This is a genomic window from Leptotrichia hofstadii, assembly GCF_007990525.1.
In the GTDB taxonomy this organism is placed as follows: Bacteria; Fusobacteriota; Fusobacteriia; order Fusobacteriales; family Leptotrichiaceae; genus Leptotrichia; species Leptotrichia hofstadii.
On the sequence record NZ_AP019823.1, the window covers coordinates 486631 to 506448 of the forward strand.

Annotated in this window: 13 protein-coding genes, 1 tRNA gene and 3 rRNA genes; 12 read left to right on the plus strand and 5 right to left on the minus strand. The window is 34.0% G+C overall.

The window, feature by feature from the left end; translation table 11 throughout:
• Window positions 1–17: 17 nt before the first annotated feature.
• Window positions 18–965: a helix-turn-helix transcriptional regulator gene (locus FVE77_RS02390; RefSeq protein ID WP_026745375.1), complete on the minus strand. Its 948-nt coding sequence runs from the start codon at window positions 963–965 to the stop codon at window positions 18–20.
• Window positions 966–1059: 94 nt separating this feature from the next.
• Window positions 1060–2160, minus strand: coding sequence for a hypothetical protein (locus FVE77_RS02395; protein WP_026745376.1), 1101 nt, complete (start codon window positions 2158–2160; stop codon window positions 1060–1062).
• Between the two features lie 362 nt (window positions 2161–2522).
• On the opposite strand from FVE77_RS02395, the gene FVE77_RS02405 reads away from it, so the two are divergent.
• The 11 genes from FVE77_RS02405 to FVE77_RS02450 all read left to right on the plus strand — a co-directional run bounded on the left by FVE77_RS02405 (window position 2523) and on the right by FVE77_RS02450 (window position 14740).
• Window positions 2523–3671 (plus strand): cysteine desulfurase family protein, encoded by a 1149-nt coding sequence (locus FVE77_RS02405; protein WP_026745377.1) that lies wholly within the window; start codon window positions 2523–2525, stop codon window positions 3669–3671.
• 32 nt (window positions 3672–3703) lie between these two features.
• A complete protein-coding gene (gene thiI / locus FVE77_RS02410) occupies window positions 3704–4894 on the plus strand; it encodes a tRNA uracil 4-sulfurtransferase ThiI (RefSeq protein ID WP_026745378.1) in 1191 nt (396 codons plus the stop codon).
• 91 nt (window positions 4895–4985) lie between these two features.
• Window positions 4986–6551 carry a YihY/virulence factor BrkB family protein gene (locus FVE77_RS02415; RefSeq protein WP_026745379.1) on the plus strand — a complete coding sequence of 522 codons (1566 nt, stop codon included), beginning with the start codon at window positions 4986–4988 and terminating at the stop codon, window positions 6549–6551.
• A gap of 19 nt (window positions 6552–6570) precedes the next feature.
• Window positions 6571–8013, plus strand: coding sequence for a DNA recombination protein RmuC (locus FVE77_RS02420; protein WP_036087432.1), 1443 nt, complete (start codon window positions 6571–6573; stop codon window positions 8011–8013).
• Between the two features lie 56 nt (window positions 8014–8069).
• Window positions 8070–9140 carry a multifunctional transcriptional regulator/nicotinamide-nucleotide adenylyltransferase/ribosylnicotinamide kinase NadR gene (gene nadR / locus FVE77_RS02425; RefSeq protein WP_026745380.1) on the plus strand — a complete coding sequence of 357 codons (1071 nt, stop codon included), beginning with the start codon at window positions 8070–8072 and terminating at the stop codon, window positions 9138–9140.
• 266 nt (window positions 9141–9406) lie between these two features.
• Window positions 9407–10918 (plus strand): 16S ribosomal RNA (locus FVE77_RS02430).
• A 115-nt stretch (window positions 10919–11033) separates the two neighbouring features.
• A 23S ribosomal RNA gene (locus FVE77_RS02435) occupies window positions 11034–13942 on the plus strand.
• A gap of 61 nt (window positions 13943–14003) precedes the next feature.
• Window positions 14004–14116 (plus strand): 5S ribosomal RNA (gene rrf / locus FVE77_RS02440).
• The 16S, 23S and 5S rRNA genes sit together here with 1 tRNA gene alongside, the layout of an rRNA operon.
• A gap of 15 nt (window positions 14117–14131) precedes the next feature.
• Window positions 14132–14208: transfer RNA gene (locus FVE77_RS02445), tRNA-Asn, on the plus strand.
• A 59-nt stretch (window positions 14209–14267) separates the two neighbouring features.
• A complete protein-coding gene (locus FVE77_RS12595) occupies window positions 14268–14429 on the plus strand; it encodes a hypothetical protein (protein ID WP_172966409.1) in 162 nt (53 codons plus the stop codon).
• Between the two features lie 170 nt (window positions 14430–14599).
• Window positions 14600–14740, plus strand: coding sequence for a hypothetical protein (locus FVE77_RS02450; RefSeq protein WP_269472242.1), 141 nt, complete (start codon window positions 14600–14602; stop codon window positions 14738–14740).
• A 51-nt stretch (window positions 14741–14791) separates the two neighbouring features.
• On the opposite strand, the gene FVE77_RS02455 is transcribed toward FVE77_RS02450, so the two are convergent.
• From FVE77_RS02455 to FVE77_RS02465, 3 genes are all read right to left on the minus strand, one after another.
• Window positions 14792–15460 carry a hypothetical protein gene (locus FVE77_RS02455; RefSeq protein WP_026745835.1) on the minus strand — a complete coding sequence of 223 codons (669 nt, stop codon included), beginning with the start codon at window positions 15458–15460 and terminating at the stop codon, window positions 14792–14794.
• Window positions 15461–15540: 80 nt separating this feature from the next.
• Complete coding sequence (locus FVE77_RS02460) at window positions 15541–15855, minus strand: winged helix-turn-helix transcriptional regulator (protein WP_026745834.1); 315 nt, start codon at window positions 15853–15855, stop codon at window positions 15541–15543.
• An 83-nt stretch (window positions 15856–15938) separates the two neighbouring features.
• A complete protein-coding gene (locus FVE77_RS02465) occupies window positions 15939–17258 on the minus strand; it encodes an MATE family efflux transporter (protein ID WP_026745833.1) in 1320 nt (439 codons plus the stop codon).
• 334 nt (window positions 17259–17592) lie between these two features.
• Between FVE77_RS02465 and FVE77_RS02470 the strand changes: the two genes are divergently transcribed.
• Window positions 17593–19698, plus strand: a complete 2106-nt coding sequence (locus tag FVE77_RS02470) for a glutamine synthetase III family protein (RefSeq protein ID WP_026745832.1) — start codon at window positions 17593–17595, stop codon at window positions 19696–19698.
• Window positions 19699–19818 lie beyond the last annotated feature (120 nt).

A 19818-nucleotide genomic window follows, 5' to 3' on the forward strand; every position in this document is an offset into this window, starting at 1 on the left:
CTCCTTTTTATAGAAATTTATTTTAAAATTTTGTATTCAATAACATAATCTCCCTGACTTCGTAGCCACATTTCCGCTCCAAAACTTCCATAAACTTCGATTTTTACAGTATAAACTGTAGTTTCTCGATTATTTTCTTTAACTATTTTTTTATCCAGTATTTCTGCAGTTGGAAATTTATCAAGCACATACTCGATATAGCCTCTATATTTAAATTCTATTCTTGTAAGAGACCCTGAGTGCATAAAATGTATATATTTTCTAAATTTACCATCTTTAAATTTTTCAGAATAATTCAAAATCTTAAATTTCTTGCCAGTATTTTCGATTTCAGTAATTCTATCAATCCTTAAAATTGCAGGGTATTCTTCTTTATTTTCGATGTATGCGATTAAGTAAAAGTAGTATTCAGAAAACATTACGGACAAAGGCTTTATATTGTAATTTTTACCTTGTTTATCTTTTGTAGTGTAATTTATATGTATTAATTCCTGTTTTTTTATATGCTGTGCTAAATTCCAGATAACTGTGAGCAGATTTTGTCCGTGCTGCAAAGGGATATAATTCGATTTTTCGCTATTGATAAGACCTTTTATTGTTTCTCTGTCATTTCCTGACGAGTGATTAATTAACTTATTTATTAATGTTTGAGTTTCATTTTTGTTAAATGCCCTACTTTCAAGTATAATTTTACTTATTGCTAAAAGCTCTTCATTAGTAAAAGAATTTTGACTATTTTCTTCAAGATAATACCCTTTTTTAGATTTGGAATACTTTATTTCTGCTCCATTTTCTTCCAAAAAATAGGCTCTCAAAGTTTCTATATCTCTTTGTATAGTCTTTATATCAACGTTAAATTCATTAGCTAAATCAGTTCCATTTAACATTTCCTTCTGATACAACCTTTTTATTATTTTTAGTATTCTAATTGATTTTTCTTCAGAATTTTGATTTTTTCCCGCCATAATCAAGCCTTTCGTACATTTTTTTTACTCCATGCTTTAATTATAACTTTATTTAGTATTTTGTCAAATAATTAAAATTTTCTTTTCTAATCTTTTACCAAAACCGAATACCACCTTTTCGCCTTTCATCTTTAATATATTTATCGTATTCATCTTTTATATCTAAACTACCTCTCGTTTCATTAAATTTTTCTATTTTTTCTGTTATTTCATCCAATATTTCCTTTATTTTACTCACCGAAGCATCTTTATCTACTTTTAAATAAAATAATGGAACTTCTTTCTCTTTTAAGTCAACTTCTTCCAAATAAATTTTTTGAAAATCTGGAAATATATTTTTTAATTCACATTGAATTGATTCAAACATATCTTCTTGCAATTCATCAAGATGAAACCAATTTAACACAAACAGTATATCAAATTCTCTATTTCTATTTTTTTTATATACACATTCTACAAAAAATTCATCTTTTATCCACTTTATATAGTAATCATTTCTATATACATCATAGTTTTTTCTTTTTTTATCAAAATACCACTCCAAAATACTGTATAGTGCTGAAACATTAAAAGAGTCATAATCCTCTTCACTTACTTCTCGCATGAGCTGGTTATAATAACTATCAAAAATACTGTCATCAATGTCTTTTTTAAAAGTTTTAAAAAATTCTAAAAGTTTTTCTTCGTCATACATAATAATTTTTTCTCCTATTTCTTCTTTTTCATATCTAGAAATTTTATCAGGAGTAATGTATACGATTTTTATTTTATCTGTCTCATTATTTCCTAAATTTTCATATATTTTAAGTAATTGAACTAGTTCTTGATTATATTCAAAAAAATATGGTGAAAATTCGTCATAGTCAAAACATTTGAAAAATATATATTTTCTATTGCTCTTTTTCTTTTTATTCACAATAAATAAAAGTGTATATTCATTTAGAATTCTATTAATAAAATCCTCATAGTCCTTCCCAATATAAAAATTAGAATAACATATTTCAATATCTTTCGTATTCAGTTTCTGTCCTAAAATTTCCTCAACGAATTTTTTTGCCATATTTTTTAAAGCTTTTTTATTACTATTATTTGTAGTATCGACTTTTAACCATTTTAACATCCAATACAAAAAAATATCATTATCAAATTTCATATTGTAAAAAGCATCATTTTCAGTTAATTTTAAATTACTCATAATAATTATCTCCTTATAATATTTTTTACATTATACTTTTTATAAAGGACATATTTTGTCTGTTAAAAAAAATTGTGTAATTCTCTAAATTTTAGAGTTTTACACAAATTTAAATTATTATTTTTATTTATTATTTCTTCGCAGTAATCACATAAATTGGATTTTCTGCCATCATCATATTAAAATCCTAAATTTTTTAATTTTTCCTTGTTTTTGCTTATTTAGTTTTGATAAATTTTATAAAATATAGTATAATAAAAACAAGAGTTTATAATAATTTAATTTTCATTAGAGATAGTAAAATTATTTTTTTATAGTTTCTATTTCAAAGGTTATAATATAATTTTAAACAAGGAGGAAAAATGATTTATTTGGATAATTCAGCCAGTACAAAGCCACGTAAAGAAGTTATAAATGTGTTAGTTCAAACAATGGAAGAAAATTATGCAAATCCCGATGCAATTCATGATTTTTCTCATAAAACTTTATTAAAAATAAAAAATGCTAAAAAGATAATATCTGATTACTTAAAAGTTGAAGCTGACAGAATTTACTTTACAGCAGGTGGCGGAGATGGAAATAACCTTGTATTGCAAGGAATTATCAATGCAAATTCACGAATAAAAAAACATCTAATTACAACAAAAATTGAACATCCGTCAGTCTATGAAGTGTTTAAGCATTATGAAAACTTGGGCTTTGAAGTGGATTATCTGAATGTGGATAAAGATGGTTTTATAGATATTGAAGAACTTGAAAATACGATTAGGGAAGATACAGTAATAGTTTCGGTTGGAGCAGTGAATAGTGAAACTGGGGCGATTCAAGATTTGGAGCAAATTTCAAAAATTATTAAAATGAAAAACAGAGATACATATTTTCATACTGATTTTGTACAGGGACTTGGATGTACGAATATAAAGTTTGATAAAATTCCTGTGGATGCAATAACAATAAGTGGACATAAAATTCATGCACCAAAGGGAATTGGAGCCATCTATATAAATAAACGTGTCAAAATTGCAAATATAATTTATGGTTCAAATGCTGAAAATGGAATTGTAAAAAGAACAATGCCGACAGAATTAATTTTGGCTTTTGCAAAAGCTGTAGAGATTTTGATAAAAGAGGAAAAAAACGAAATGGAGCATTCACAAAAGTTAAAAGAAATGCTTGCAAATAAAATCTCTGAGGAAATTACAAATATAAAATTTAATTCTTTGCTTAGCATTGAAAAATCAAGTCCTAAAGTATTGAATGTATCGTTTAACGGCACAAAAGGTGAGGTGTTGACACATTTTCTAGGAATGTATCAAATTTATGTTTCGACAGGCTCAGCCTGTTCATCAAAAAAAGGGAACAGCAGAATACTTGAAGTTATGGGGCTTACTCAATCAGAACTGGATGGAGCAATAAGGTTCAGTTTTTCAAAGGATAATACAGAAAAGGAAATTGATGAAGTTGTGAAGCGACTGAAGGAAAGTGTCGAAAGAATTAGGAAAATGAGATAATATTTTTTAAATAAAAAACAGAAAGGAAAAAGATGAGCAATTATACTGATAAAAATTTATTGAATGCAATAGGGCTTTCTTATGGAGAGTTGTCACTAAAAGGTAAAAACAGGGGGCAATTTGAAAAGAAATTGCGAAATAAGATTAATAAGGTGTTAAAAGGATTTGATTATCAGTTATTTGATGATTTATCAAAATTATATGTTTTAATAAATCCTGAAAATTTGGATGAGGTTACAGACAAGCTAAAAAAAGTTTTTGGAATAGTGAGTCTTAATCAATCGGCAAAAGTTGAAAGAAATGATGAATTTATAAAGGAAAAAGTATTAGAATTTGCAAATTATGCTTATGAAAATGGAGCTAGAACTTTTAAAATAACAGTTAATCGTAGTAACAAAGGATTTGAGAAGAAATCTATGGACTATGCACGTGAACTGGGAGGGCATGTGCTAGTAAACAGTCCTTTTGAAAAAGTTAAAATGAAAGATCCTGATGTTATGATAAATGTTGACATTAGAAAAAATGCTTATATTTATACGGATAGAATAAAAACTTATGGTGGACTTCCGCTTGGTTCAACGGGAAAGGGACTTGTTCTTTTATCAGGTGGAATAGACAGCCCAGTTGCTTCGTTTATGATGGCAAAAAGAGGGATGCGTTTAAATTTTATAACATTCCACAGTTTCCCATTTACAAGCCAGCAGGCTCTTGAAAAAGTAAAGGAACTAACTGATATTTTATCGCTTTATGTTGGTAAAACAAGACTTTATTCCTTAAATATATTAAAAATACAGGAAGCAATAAACACGCAGACAAAAAAAGATTTGGCTACAATTTTGACAAGACGTGCTATGATGCGTCTAGCTGAAAGATTGTCAAATATGATGCAGTATCAGGCATTAATTACGGGGGAAAGTCTTGGGCAGGTGGCATCACAGACAATAGGAGGACTTACTTGTACAAATGCTTCTGTAGAAAAATTGCCAGTATTTAGACCTCTTATTGGAATGGATAAGACAGAAATAATTGAAATTGCAAAGGAAATAGAAACTTATGAAAAATCCATTGAGCCATACGAGGATTCATGCGTGATTTTTGCTCCAAAACATCCTGTTACAAATCCTAAGCTGGAAGATGTTCTGGCAGAAGAGACAAAAATTGAAAACTATGATGAAATTATGAATGAAATTTTTGATGAACGTGAATATTTTAATTTTGGATAAATTTATTTTATAAAAAGAATAGGCATAAATATGATGTTTGTAGTATTCAGATACATTTAATAAAAAATAAAAAAGAAAATGGAGAAAGTTTATGAAAGAAAAGAAAAATTTTCAAAAACAAAAAAAAGAAGCAAAAGAAAACAGATTTAAGAAAAAAATGTCCGAAATAAAAAGAATGATTTACTTGATTTATCGAAATTATCGTGATGGTGAAACGCAAATACTTGCGATTTCTTTAACTTACTATTCACTTCTTGCCATTTTTCCAGTAGTTGCTCTTGTGTTAGGAATCACAAAGGGATTTGGGCTGGATAAAATATTCATACAGAAGTTTTTTGAATTATGGCCGGGAAATAACAGTTTTTTAAGGGTAATTGTGGATGTTGCTCAAAGGCTTCTTCTGTCTACAGAAAGTAGTATATTAACTGGAGTTGGGATTGTCATTCTGATTTATTCAGCAGTAAAAGTTCTAATAACGCTAGAAAATTCATTTAATAAAATATGGAAAATTAATAAGAAAAGATCAATTACGAGAAGAGTTGTTGACTATATCGCAATTATATTTTTAGGACCAATATTTTTTGTATTGCTGTCAGCCTTAAATTCGGTTGCAGTTGAGGAAATAGCAAAACATTTTTCGGAAAACGCAGTAATTATGAACTTATTTATTGGATTATTCGGGCCTGCAACATATATTATTTTATTTAGCTATCTATTTTATATTATTCCAAATACAAACGTAAAAATAAAACCAGCAGTTTATGCAGGAATTGTAACGACATTACTTACTTTTGGTTGGAAATTGCTGTTCTTATTATTACAGTCGTCAATTACAAGATACAATATAATTTACGGAAGTTTGGCTTTAATTCCTATTTTCCTAATATGGGTACAATATGTTTGGGTAACAATTTTGCTAGGAGCGCAAATAGCTTTTTCAATTCAAACATCTGATGAATTTTTATACAGTGAAAAAATTGAAATGCCAATTAAAGTAAAAAGGGAAGCTGGAATTTTAATTTTATCCTTAATTATCAAAAATTTTGTTGAAAAAAAAGAGTCCTTTACGTATCAGAAATTAACTGATAGACTAGGTATGGAAGTATTTTTTGTGAAAGAAATTTTGTCTGATTTGGAAAAAATGGGATTTATTAATGAAGTTTTTTATGATAAAAATTCAGACAGTCAATACCAAGTTGCATATAGTCCAGAATCTATAACAATCAGAGAATTTATGAAAAAATTTGATACAAAGAATATTGAACATTATGAAAATATTTTTGATAATTTAAATGAAGACGATCAAAAGCTTCTTGAAAAGATAAGGGAAAAGCTGGCAATGAAAAAAATTGAAAGTTCCGAGAATGAAAATGAAATTTCAAAACAGGAAACAGAATTTTCAGAAAAAGAATATTTTAAAGAAGCAAAACCCCCAGTAAATCCAAGAAAATCACAAGAATTAACAATAGACTTCCAGATTTCAAAACAGTCAAGACAAAAAAATGAAAATTTACAAACAAAAGATTCTCCAAAAATAATAAGAAAAGAAAAAATTAACCGTGAATCAGAAGTTCAAGATTCTCAATCAGAAGATAATAATTCTCAAGATACTCAAAAAAGAGTCAGATACGAAGATGGAACTTGGAAATTCTTTTAATTAGAAATGAGGAATAGAAATGATAACAGTAGTAATAATTATCGTGATAATAAACATTGTTACAGTTGTTGGAACAATTATTTTTCTTAATAAAAAAAACATTGAAAATGAAGAAAAAATGCTGTTAAATCAGATTAACGAAAATAATCAGCAAAATTTTGAGGAAAATAAGAAAAAATTTGATGAAATTGAAAAAACAATAAGCCTAAATGCAAAAAATAACTTACTTGAAGGCATAAATAACTTACAGAATAAATTATCTGAAAATAATGAAAAATTACTTTTAAGATTTAATCAGCTGGGACAAAATTTAAGTGGTACAATGAACGATAATAATCAGTTGTTATCTAAAAATCATACTGAAAACAGCCAACTTTTAACTTCCAGCATGAATAATAACATTCAAAAGCTGTCAGTTCGCTTAAATGAAAATAATACAGCGTTGACAGGTGTAATGACTGAAAATAATCAGAATTTGACAAAAAATATAAACGAATTTAAAGATGGACTTACAAAAAATATAAATGAAAATTTTGAAAAATTAAGTCAAAAAATTGAAAATAGACTTGATGTAATGAATATGAAAGTAGAAGAACGCTTATCAAAAGGGTTTGAAGAAACAACAAAAACTTTTGGAAACGTATTGGAACGTCTGAGTAAAATTGATGAAGCACAGAAAAAAATTGAAGCTCTGTCAAGTAATGTCGTTTCACTTCAAGACATTCTTACTGATAAAAAAAGTCGTGGAATTTTTGGTGAAATTCAGCTTTACCAAATATTATCCTCCGTTTTTGGAGAAAAAAACGATAAACTTTATCAAAAACAATATAAACTTTCAAATGGGACAATCGTCGATTCAATTATTTTCACGCCAGAACCACTTGGAAATATCGCAGTTGACTCAAAATTTCCATTAGAAAATTATAGAAAAATGTATAACAACGAATTATCGCAAATTGAAAGAGAAAATGCTCGGAAAGATTTTGTTAGTGATTTGAAAAAACATATAGATGCAATTTCTTCCAAATATATAATAAAAAATGAAACGAGTGAACAGGCAATATTGTTTCTTCCAGCTGAAGCAATTTTTGCTGAAATAAACGCTTATCATACAGATATAATAGAATATGCCTACAAAAAAAACGTACGGATAGCCTCCCCAACAACTTTAATTTCAGTATTGACAGTAATTCAGGTTATGATGACAAACTTAGAACGTGATAAATATGCAAATATAATTCAGCAGGAACTCGAAAAATTGAATGTTGAGTTTACGAGATACCGTACTCGTTGGGATAATTTGCAAAAAGATATCGAAAAAGTTTCTAAAGATGTAAAAGAAATCAATACAACTTCAAACAAAATAAGCAAAAGATTTACAGAAATTTCGAATGCAAAATTTGAAGAAAAAGTAGTTAATAATAATGTTGAAAATTTAAAAATTTTAGAAATGGAAGAATAGATTTTGTCAAAATTTAGTAAGTGAGATTTACTTCAAAAAGGAGAATAAAATAAAAAATGCAAAAAAATGGAATAATATTTGGAAAGTTTTATCCACTTCATATTGGACATGTTGATTTTATTCAAAGAGCCAGTGGTTACGTAGAAAATTTATATGTTGTGGTATGCACTGATGATGACAGGGATAAAAAATTATTTGAAGACTCAAAAATGAAAAAAATGCCAACTGTAAAAGATAGAATTAGATTTGCAGAAAAAACTTTTAAACACCAGAAAAATATAAAAATAATACATCTTGCGGAAGATGGTATACCATTTTATCCCAATGGCTGGAAATTATGGAGTGAAAGAGTACAGGAAACACTTTTAAAAAATAAAATTAAAGTGGACATAATTTTTACAAATGAAACTCAAGATGTGGAAAACTACAAAAATAATTTTTTGACATTGCCCAATTTTGAAAAAACTTTCAATAAAAATTTAGAAATTAAATTAATAGACATAAATAGAAACAATTTTCATATTAGTGCAACAGAAATAAGAAAAAATCCATATAAAAACTGGTTTTTTATTCCAAAATATGTAAGAGAATTTTTTGTCCTAAAAGTAGCAATAATTGGTTCTGAATATTCAGGAAAAACTAACTTAACTCATAAATTAGCAAATTATTATAACACAACTTATGTAAAAGAATATCGAAAAGAGTATATAAAAGAAGAAATGCAGAATCATATAGAAAACATTCAGTACTCTGATTACAGCAATATTGCTTATGAACACAATAGAAGAATATTAGAATCTATCAAAAATGCTGATAAACTAACTTTTATAGATACAGAATTTTCTTCTTTACAAACATTTTCAATAATTCAAAATGATACAAAAAACCCAGTAATAGAAGATTTTATTAAACATAGCAATTTTGATCTTCTGCTATATATTGAAAAAAAATCAAACTCAAAAGATAAATCAAAATATAAAACTTCTGAATATGATAAAATATTACAATCCTTACTTGAACAAAATAACCAAGAGTTTATACAATTATATTACAAAAATAATAGCAGTCTTACAGAAAATTATATAAAAAGTATTGAAATAATAAATAAATATCTTGAAATAAACTAATATAAAATAATACCTTTTTAAGAAATAAAAAATAGACTACGAATAAAAATATTCAAAAACACAAATTTTTTGAAAAAAAGTAGTTGACAAATAAATCCAGTTATGATAATATATATCCTGTCGATACGAAATCGTGTCGCAGGACAATTGAGATAAGAATAGAAGAAGCAATAATGTGTAAAAGATAGATAGTAGTCAAGAGCTCTTGTTGTAGAACAAGATTCTCGTCAAGACAAAGGTGGAATTTAAATATATGTGGAATATATTGAATGAAGAGTTTGATCCTGGCTCAGGATGAACGCTGACAGAATGCTTAACACATGCAAGTCTTTGGCGAATCTGTGCTTGCACAGGCTAGCCAAGGCGGACGGGTGAGTAACGCGTAAAGAACTTGCCCTGCAGACAGGGATAACAGACGGAAACGACTGACAACACCTGATACAGTTGCCGGCACGCATGTGCCCGGCAATGAAAAGAGATGCTGCGGGAGAGCTTTGCGTCCTATTAGCTTGTTGGCGGGGTAACGGCCCACCAAGGCGATGATAGGTAGCCGGCCTGAGAGGGTGGACGGCCACAAGGGGACTGAGATACGGCCCTTACTCCTACGGGAGGCAGCAGTGGGGAATATTGGACAATGGGGGCAACCCTGATCCAGCAATTCTGTGTGCACGAGGAAGGTTTTCGGATTGTAAAGTGCTTTCAGCAGGGAAGAAGGAAGTGACGGTACCTGCAGAAGAAGCGACGGCTAAATACGTGCCAGCAGCCGCGGTAATACGTATGTCGCAAGCGTTATCCGGAATTATTGGGCATAAAGGGCATCTAGGCGGCCAGGCAAGTCTGGGGTAAAAACTTGCGGCTCAACCGCAAGCCTGCCCTGGAAACTGCCTGGCTAGAGTGCTGGAGAGGTGGACGGAACTGCACGAGTAGAGGTGAAATTCGTAGATATGTGCAGGAATGCCGATGATGAAGATAGTTCACTGGACGGCAACTGACGCTGAAGTGCGAAAGCTGGGGGAGCAAACAGGATTAGATACCCTGGTAGTCCCAGCCGTAAACGATGATTACTGGGTGTGGGCATGAAGAGTGTCCGTGCCGAAGCGAATGCGATAAGTAATCCGCCTGGGGAGTACGGCCGCAAGGCTGAAACTCAAAGGAATTGACGGGGACCCGCACAAGCGGTGGAGCATGTGGTTTAATTCGACGCAACGCGAGGAACCTTACCAGATCTTGACATCCCACGTATGCCCGCGAGAGCGGGCAGTGCCTTCGGGAACGTGGAGACAGGTGGTGCATGGCTGTCGACAGCTCGTGTCGTGAGATGTTGGGTTAAGTCCCGCAACGAGCGCAACCCCTATCGCCAGTTGCCATCATTAAGTTGGGGACTCTGGCGAGACTGCCTGCGAAGAGCAGGAGGAAGGTGGGGATGACGTCAAGTCATCATGCCCCTTATGATCTGGGCTACACACGTGCTACAATGGCCGGTACAGAGAGCTGCGAGGCGGCAACGCCCAGCGAATCTTCAAAGCCGGTCCAAGTTCGGATTGAAGTCTGCAACTCGACTTCATGAAGCTGGAATCGCTAGTAATCGCAGATCAGCAATGCTGCGGTGAATACGTTCTCGGGTCTTGTACACACCGCCCGTCACACCACGAGAGTTGTCTGCACCTGAAGCTGCCGGTCTAACCGCAAGGAGGAAGGCATCTAAGGTGTGGACAGTGATTGGGGTGAAGTCGTAACAAGGTATCCGTACCGGAAGGTGCGGATGGATCACCTCCTTTCTAAGGAGCTAATTCATTGCACTGCTTCTTCGCATATCTTTATAGTCTTTAGGACAATGGGAAATGAATAGTAGGTAAAAGATTACAATGAAACTGGAGTAAAAGTTATTCTGGATAAAAAGCTAACAAGGGCACACGGAGGATGCCTAGGCAACAACAGCCGATGAAGGACGTGATAAGCTGCGATAAGCCGGGAGAAGATGCACATAATCGTTAATCCCCGGATTTCCGAATGGGAAAACCTGCATGCCTGGAGGGCATGCGTGAAAACGGTAAGCCCGCGAACTGAAACATCTAAGTAGCGGGAGGAAAGGAAAGTAAAAACGATTCCCTGAGTAGCGGCGAGCGAACGGGGAAAAGCCTAAACCGTGCCAGTGCCAAGCGGACAGCGTTGCTGGCACGGGGTTGCGGGACTTCCATTAACGGATTGTCATAATGTTTAAGCTGTATGCATGTAAGTGGAATCAGCTGGGAAGCTGGACCAAAGAAGGTGATAGTCCTGTAGAACATAAAATGCATATGGCGACTGGAAGCACCCGAGTAGCGTCAGGCACGAGGAATCTGGCGTGAATCAGCGTGGACCATATCACGCAAGGCTAAATACTGCTGTTGACCGATAGTGAAGAGTACCGTGAGGGAAAGGTGAAAAGAACCCTGAGCAAGGGAGTGAAACAGAATTTGAAACCGTGTGCTTACAAACGGTAGGAGCGCTTTATGCGTGACTGCGTGGATTTTGGTTAATCATCCTGCGAGTTATGGTCAGCGGCAAGGTTAATATAGCGGAGCCGAAGGGAAACCGAGTCTTAACAGGGCGACAAGTCGCTGGCCATAGACGCGAAACCTAGTGATCTAGGCCTGTCCAGGCTGAAGCTGAGGTAAGACTCAGTGGAGGGCCGAACTCACCGCCGTTGAAAAGTTGGGAGATGAGGCAGGTCTAGGGGTGAAAAGCCAATCGAACTAGGAGATAGCTCGTTCTCTCCGAAATGCATTTAGGTGCAGCCTTGACGTCAAGATATGTGGGGGTAGAGCTCTGTATGGTCTAGGGGGCGTACTGCTTACCGAAATCAAGCAAACTTCGAATACCATATATTAATAGTCAGGAGTGAGTCCATGGATGACAAGGTCCATGGACGAGAGGGGAACAGCCCAGACCGCCAGCTAAGGTCCCTAATTATGTCTAAGTGGGAAAGGAGGTGGATATTCACAGACAACCAGGAGGTTGGCTTAGAAGCAGCCATACCTTGAAAGAGTGCGTAACAGCTCACTGGTCGAGAGTATCTGCGCCGAAGATGTAACGGGGCTAAGACATAAACCGAAGCTGCGGAGGCGTGTTTTCACGCCTGGTAGGAGAGCGTTCTGTAGGCCGTTGAAGGAATGCCGCAAGGCCATTCTGGAGGTATCAGAAGTGAGAATGCAGGAATGAGTAGCGAGAAGGCGGGCGAGAATCCCGCCGGCCGGAAGTCCAAGGTTTCCAGGGGAAGGTTTGTCCGCCCTGGGGAAGTCGGGACCTAAGCATAAGCAAAAATGTGATGGCGAATGGAAAACAGGTTAATATTCCTGTACCGCTGTTATCGCCCTCGAGAGACGGAGTGACGCAGGAAGGTATGCGGGAAGGCTGACGGAATAGCCTTTCTAAGGGCGTAGCATGGGCATGCAGGAAAATCCGCATGCCTAAATGTGAGACCTGACGGGTAAGTGCATCTTGCATAAGCCGCAGATCCTACACTGCCGAGAAAAACTTCTATCGATGAGAACCAGCGCCCGTACTGTAAACCGACACAGGTGGACAGAGTGAGAAACTTAAGGCCGACAGGATAACTCTAGCTAAGGAACTCTGCAAAATAGCCCCGTAACTTCGGGAGAAGGGGTGCCTGACATACCTGAGAGGAGAAGCGCCTCAAGGGGAAACAGGCCGCAGTGAAGAGTCCCAAGCAACTGTTTACCAAAAACACAGGTCTATGCTAAGCTGAAAGGCGACGTATATGGGCTGACACCTGCCCAGTGCCGGAAGGTTAAGAGGAGGAGTGAGAGCTCCGAATTGAAGCCCCGGTGAACGGCGGCCGTAACTATAACGGTCCTAAGGTAGCGAAATTCCTTGTCGGGTAAGTTCCGACCTGCACGAATGGTGAAATGATTTGGGAGCTGTCTTGGCTGGAGACCTGGTGAAGTTGTAATGCCGGTGAAGATACCGGCTACCTGCAGTAGGACGGAAAGACCCCGTGGAGCTTTACTGCAGTCTGGCATTGGGTTTTGGCTGTGTGTGTATAGGATAGTTGGGAGACTGTGAAGCTGAGGCGTCAGTTTCAGCAGAGTCGCCGTTGGAATACCAACCATATGCCGTTGAAATTCTAATCTGGTAACGGAGACAGTGCTAGATGGGCAGTTTGACTGGGGCGGTCGCCTCCAAAAGAGTAACGGAGGCGTTCAAAGGTTCCCTCAGGCTGGATGGAAATCAGCCTAGGAGTGCAAACGCATAAGGGAGCTTGACTGCAAGACTGACGGGTCGAGCAGGCACGAAAGTGGGAGTTAGTGATCCGGCGGTTCCGTATGGAAGGACCGTCGCTCAACGGATAAAAGCTACCCCGGGGATAACAGGCTGATACTTCCCAAGAGTCCATATCGACGGAAGTGTTTGGCACCTCGATGTCGGCTCGTCTCATCCTGGGGCTGGAGAAGGTCCCAAGGGTTGGGCTGTTCGCCCATTAAAGAGGCACGCGAGCTGGGTTCAGAACGTCGTGAGACAGTTCGGTCCCTATCCACTGCAGGCGCCTGAATACTGAAAAGATCTGACCTTAGTACGAGAGGACCGGGTTGGACAGACCTCTGATGTACCAGTTGTCACGCCAGTGGCACGGCTGGGTAGTCACGTCTGGGACGGATAACCGCTGAAAGCATCTAAGCGGGAAGCCGGCTTTGAGATGAGTGTTCGCAGTATCCATGGAGAACACATGGTTGATAGGCCAGGGGTGCAAGCGCAGCAATGCGTTCAGCTGACTGGTACTAATATTACATCTGCTTTTTAGTCAATCTTTTACTGCTACTATTTATTTCCCATTGCCTTAGCTAGGCAGTTTAGTTTTTAAAGTTTGGTGATGCTAGCAGCAGGGATACACCCGGTCACATTTCGAACCCGGCAGTTAAGTCTGCTTACGCCTACGATACTTGGATTCGTCCCGGGAAAATAGGCAGTTGCCAAACTTTTTTCTTTTGCGTGTCTCCGTAGCTCAGCCGGTTAGAGCATCTGACTGTTAATCAGAGGGCCGTTGGTTCGAGTCCAACCGGGGACGCCATTTTTTTTTGCAAAATTTCATAGGAGTTTAAGGCAGAGAGGCATGAAGCATTGTACAGCATGTCAATGAACAGAGCTGCTGTAAATATGAGGGCAGCAGGTTGCTGTGGGGAATATGGGAAACTTGGGCAGGGAAGGATTAAGGCGCTCCTGCCTTTTTTTGTTTTCAAGAAAGTAGATTTATGTTGTGGAAGGTTTATCCAAAAGAATGGAAATTTCTAAAAGAAAAAACAAATGGTAGAGTAAATGTTCCTAGGAGTTTCCAGTGTATTCTAACTTGTCGAAAAAGACTGAGAATTGTAGGAAACAGAAGTGTAAATTTACCCTAATTAAGTGGTAATTCAGGAAAGAAAAATAAGAGTTATGCATACCGTGACGTATTCCCTAAAATATTGAAATTAATGAAACAAGGGTACTTCTCAAAAGATTTATTAGTAACAAAAAGAATTAAATTAGAAGACATCGTAAATGAAGGATTTGAAGCACTTGTAAAAGAAAAAAGCCAAGTTAAGATTTTAGTATCACCTAAATAATTAATAAAATAAAGGGCTATCTGAATATGGATAGTCCTTTTATGTTTTTTATTAATTTACAGATTTATATATTTCTCTAAAGTTTTTTAGTTTTTCATCAAGTTCAGCAATTCCCCATTTTCCATTATCTTTTTCTAAATAAATTGTTGTTTTCATAGAAGCATACTTATCGGTTTTTTGGAAGGCTTGTTTCATTGAACTAAACATTTTTGTTATTATTTTATCAAAGATTTCGTCTTCTGAGAAATTATTTAGATTTTTCATTTCTTTTTCGTTTAGAAAGTTGTTATTCATTAATTCTGAATATTTTTGTAAATTTGTTGTTACATCTGGCGTTTTTATATTTAATGTTACTTCAACAATATCATTTGTAACATATCTTATCTTCTCAACGTCAATTTTGTTTTTATCCATTATATAATCAAACATATTATTATATAATTCGTTCATTTTTTTCTGAAATTTAAGAGAATTTTTTTGACTTATTGCGGGTAATTGAATTTCTTCACCCATCATTCTGGAAATCATAGATTTCATTCCAATTGATGCTGCTCGTTTAATTGAATCATAATCCCTTTTAGCCGCAATCTCAATTTCACTGTTATTTTTTGTAATTTCCTGCTGTGATAAAGTAACGCCTTTCTTTAGAACAACTTTGTAATTAGCTGAGAATAGCTGGATTGAAAGTGTCAGTAGTAGAAAAGTTAGTAGTTTTTTCATAGGTAATCAACTCCTTTTATAATTTTGTTTGTGAGTTTATTTTAACATATTTTTTTGTATTTTTTTAGAGAGTAAAAAATTTATTTAATATAATATTTTTCTCCATAACTTTGCATAAGTTCCAAAATAGGCAATAAATCTTTTCCTTTTTCTGAGAGGATATATTCTGTCTTTTTTGGGTAAACATTGTATTCCCGTTTTTCTATAAGTTTTTCTTTGATTAAATAGTTTAAATGCTCAATAATCATTTTTTCGTTGCTGCCTTTTATTTGATTTTTGAAATCTTTTGTTCTGACTTTTCCGTGTCTTAAAAGCCATAATATGATGACTGTCCATTTTTTTGATAATATTTTTTGAGTTAGTTCCAGCGGACAAGTGTAAATTTTTTCTTCCATATAAATTTTCCTTTCAATAAAATTATTTGAAATTTTAAAAAACACCAAATAATCTTGATTTTACTATAATTCTTTTATTTTTTCTATATTTTTTTAGAAATTTTTATAAAATACCACACTCGAATTAGCAGTCCTGCTGTCCAGCCTATCGGTGCGGCAATCCAAATTCCGTTATAGCCTAACGATGTTTTGGAAAGTAAAATGGCTAGAGGCACTTGAAACATACAAAATGAAGTAATAGAGGCTATTAGTGGAACTAAGGATTTTCCGTAGCCTAGTAGCAATCCATTTAGTATTTGCATTGTGCAGAAAATTACGTAAAATGCTGAAATTATACGTAAATATTGATTTCCTATAAAAATCACTTCGGGATTTCGGTTAAATATTGAAATAAAGAATGCTGGAAAAATAAAAATAATAATTGAGATTATGATGGAAAATGAGATTCCTAAAATTAGGCTATCTTTTCCACCTTTAATTATTCTATCCATTTTTTTGGCTCCATAATTTTGGGCTGTAAAAGTCATCAACGCCTGTCCTAAATTTATGGATGGCAATTCTGCGAAGGAATCAATTCGGGAAGCAGAAATAAAAGCTGCAATACAGTCTGTTCCAAATCCATTTACAAGAATTTGAATGACAATAAATCCTAGGCTGATTAAAACTTGCTGTAACATTGCTGGCATTCCAATAATCAGTATTTCTTTTAAAATATTAAAATTTAAGTTGAAATAATATTTTTTAAAAATTAAATTTGGATATTTAAATTTTATGTAAAATAAGCAAAGAAAAAAGGAAATAAACTGTGAAATAACTGTTGCAATTGCCACTCCTGCAACTCCAGAGTTTAGTACTGCTACAAAAAATATATCTAAAATAATATTTAAAATTACGGAAGTAATTAAGATGTAAGTCGGTGTTTTTGAATCACCTACACCTTTTAACGTATTTGTAAGAGAATTGTAGCCAAAAGTTGGGACAACTCCAATAAAAATAATTTTTAAATAGATATTTGCCTTCAGTAACAATTTTTGCAGAACATTAATTAAAATTAAAATATTATTTGACAGTAAAAAACCTAATGTTGTAACAATAAGAGATAAAACTATGGAAAAAATAAATCCTGTATTTGCCGTGATTTTCAAATTTTCCATATCTTTTGCACCAAAATATTGGGAAATTAGAATGCTTGTCCCTAATGAAATACCTATCGAAACAGCTATTATAAGTACATTAATTTGATAACTTGAGCCTACAGCCGCAAGGCTTTCCTTTCCTAAAAAATTTCCCACAATGATTGTGTCTGAAATATTGTAAATCTGCTGAAATAAATTTCCTATTAAAATTGGCAAAGAAAAATAAATTATTGTTTTCAGTTCATTTCCTTTTGTTAAGTCTTTCATTTTTATTTTTTCTCCTTGTTTTTATTTATCTGCCTGTTAATTGATATTTTAACATTTATTTCATTTGATATGAATAACATACTTTTTTGTGAGTATAGTCCGTTCACTTAAAATAGAAGTAAAAATATATAAAAATTAGATATAGCCTAACCTTCTCCTTTTATTTTAAACTAGAATTATCATATATTTTTTTTATAAAAATAAAAAAAGAGAATGGGGAAATTTTTGTTTGACTTATATTTTCTCACATTGTATAATAAAATATATTTAAAAAAATGAAGAGTCTAAAAATACTGCTTCATAATAAATTGATACGGAAAAGAGGTTAAAATTTATGGAAAACGCTATGAAAAGCTTTGGAGAAAATGTCTTTAGGGACAGTAATTTGAAAAAAAGAGTTTCCAAGGCTGTTTTTAAAGAGTTTAAGGCGTCGCAACTGGGGGAAACTGAATTGTCGAAAGAAACTGCTGAAGTTATTGCAAACGCTATTAAGGACTGGGCGACTAAAAGAGGAGCTACTCACTACTGTCACTGGTTTCAGCCATTGAATGACTTGACAGCTGAAAAGCATGATTCATTTTTGGAACCTACTGAAAATGAGGAACTTATTTACAAGTTTTCTGGAAAAAATTTGATAAAAGGCGAATCTGATGCATCTTCATTTCCGAATGGAGGACTTCGTAGCACATTTGAAGCAAGAGGTTACACAATCTGGGATACGAGTTCATATCCATTTATAAGAGAAAATAAAAATGGAGTTACATTGTATATTCCCACAGCCTTTATTTCATTTACTGGTGAAGCGTTGGATAAAAAAGTACCTTTATTAAGATCAATGAAATATATAAGTGGACAAGCATTAAGAGTCTTGCGTGCTTTTGGAAATAAAACTTCTAATCATGTATTTAATACTTTGGGAGTAGAGCAGGAATATTTTCTTGTAAAAAAAGATATGTTTGAAGCAAGAGACGATTTATTGCTTACAGGAAGAACCTTATTCGGAGCTTCTGCACCTAAAGGACAGGAATTAAGCGATCATTATTATGGAAAAATTAAAGAAAAAGTAATAAACTTTATGAGTGATGTTGACGTTGAATTATGGAAATTAGGTATTCCATCAAAAACAAGACATAATGAAGTGGCTCCAAATCAGTTTGAAGTAGCACCATTATTTTCAGTAGCAAACTTGGCATCAGATCAAAATCAGATAATAATGGAAACTATTGAAAAAACAGCGTTAAGACACGATTTAGTAGCATTGCTTCACGAAAAACCGTTTGCAGGGGTAAATGGTTCAGGGAAACATAATAACTGGTCACTGGGAACAGATGATGGCAAAAATCTTTTCAGTCCTGGAAAAGATATGAAATCAAACACACAATTTTTAATTTTTGTAGCCGCGGTAATAGAAGCTGTTGACAGATATTACCCAATGTTGAGATATGCGACTGCAACTGCGACAAATGATCACAGACTTGGGGGACATGAAGCGCCGCCTGCAATTATTTCAGTTTTCTTAGGTGATGAATTGACAACAATTTTAAGCAATATTGCATATAAAAAAGATGCACCTGTGTCAGAATCATCAAAAGTGAATTTGTCAGTTGATGTGTTGCCTGCATTTAGTATGGATGCTGGAGATAGAAACAGAACTTCGCCATTTGCATTCACTGGAAATAAATTTGAATTTAGAATGCCGGGATCAAGTTCGACACCTGCAACTTCTGCGGCTGTAATAAATGCTATGGTAGGAAAAGTGCTGTCTGAATATGCAGATAAACTTGAAAAAGCAACTGAAAAATCATTCCCGAAAGTGGCAAATGACATTATTGCCAATGCGTATAAAAAACATCATAGAATAATTTTTAATGGAAATGGATACAGCGAAGAATGGGCAAAAGAAGCTAAAAAACGTGGACTTACAAACGAAGTGGCTTCAAATACAGCACTTAGAAAAATGATAGACAAAGATGTGCTAGAACTAACTCAGGAAATTGGAATGCTCTCTGAACAGGAATCTGTCGCAAGATACAATGCCTATGCAGACAGATATGTAACACAATTAAGCATAGAATCAAGAACATTAATTGACATTGCAAATAAAAATATCTTGCCATCTGGATTAAAATATTCAAATTTATTAGCTGATCATATTGAAAAAAATTCAAAATACGGGAAAGCGTTCATAAAGGAGCAGGAAGAAATTCTAAAAGATGTGTTAGCAAATATTACAAGCTTGAGAAAAGAAGTAAAATCGCTTGAAAAAGAAATTAATAGAGTAAGAAATGAAAAAGATTTAGGAAAACAGACAGATTTGGCAAAAGAAAAATTGGTAACAGGACTTGAGGCATTAAGAGTACCTTGTGATAATTTGGAAAAAATTATTAATAAGGAATACTGGAATTTCCCAACTTATACTGATTTACTGTTTAAGTTATAATATTGATAAAAAGTGCAGGGACTTTAACGAGTCCTTGCTTTGTTTGTTTAAAATAATATTTTTGTAGTGAATTGTTGTAAAATCAACTTTAAATGTTATGGAATTATTAGATTTGATTTT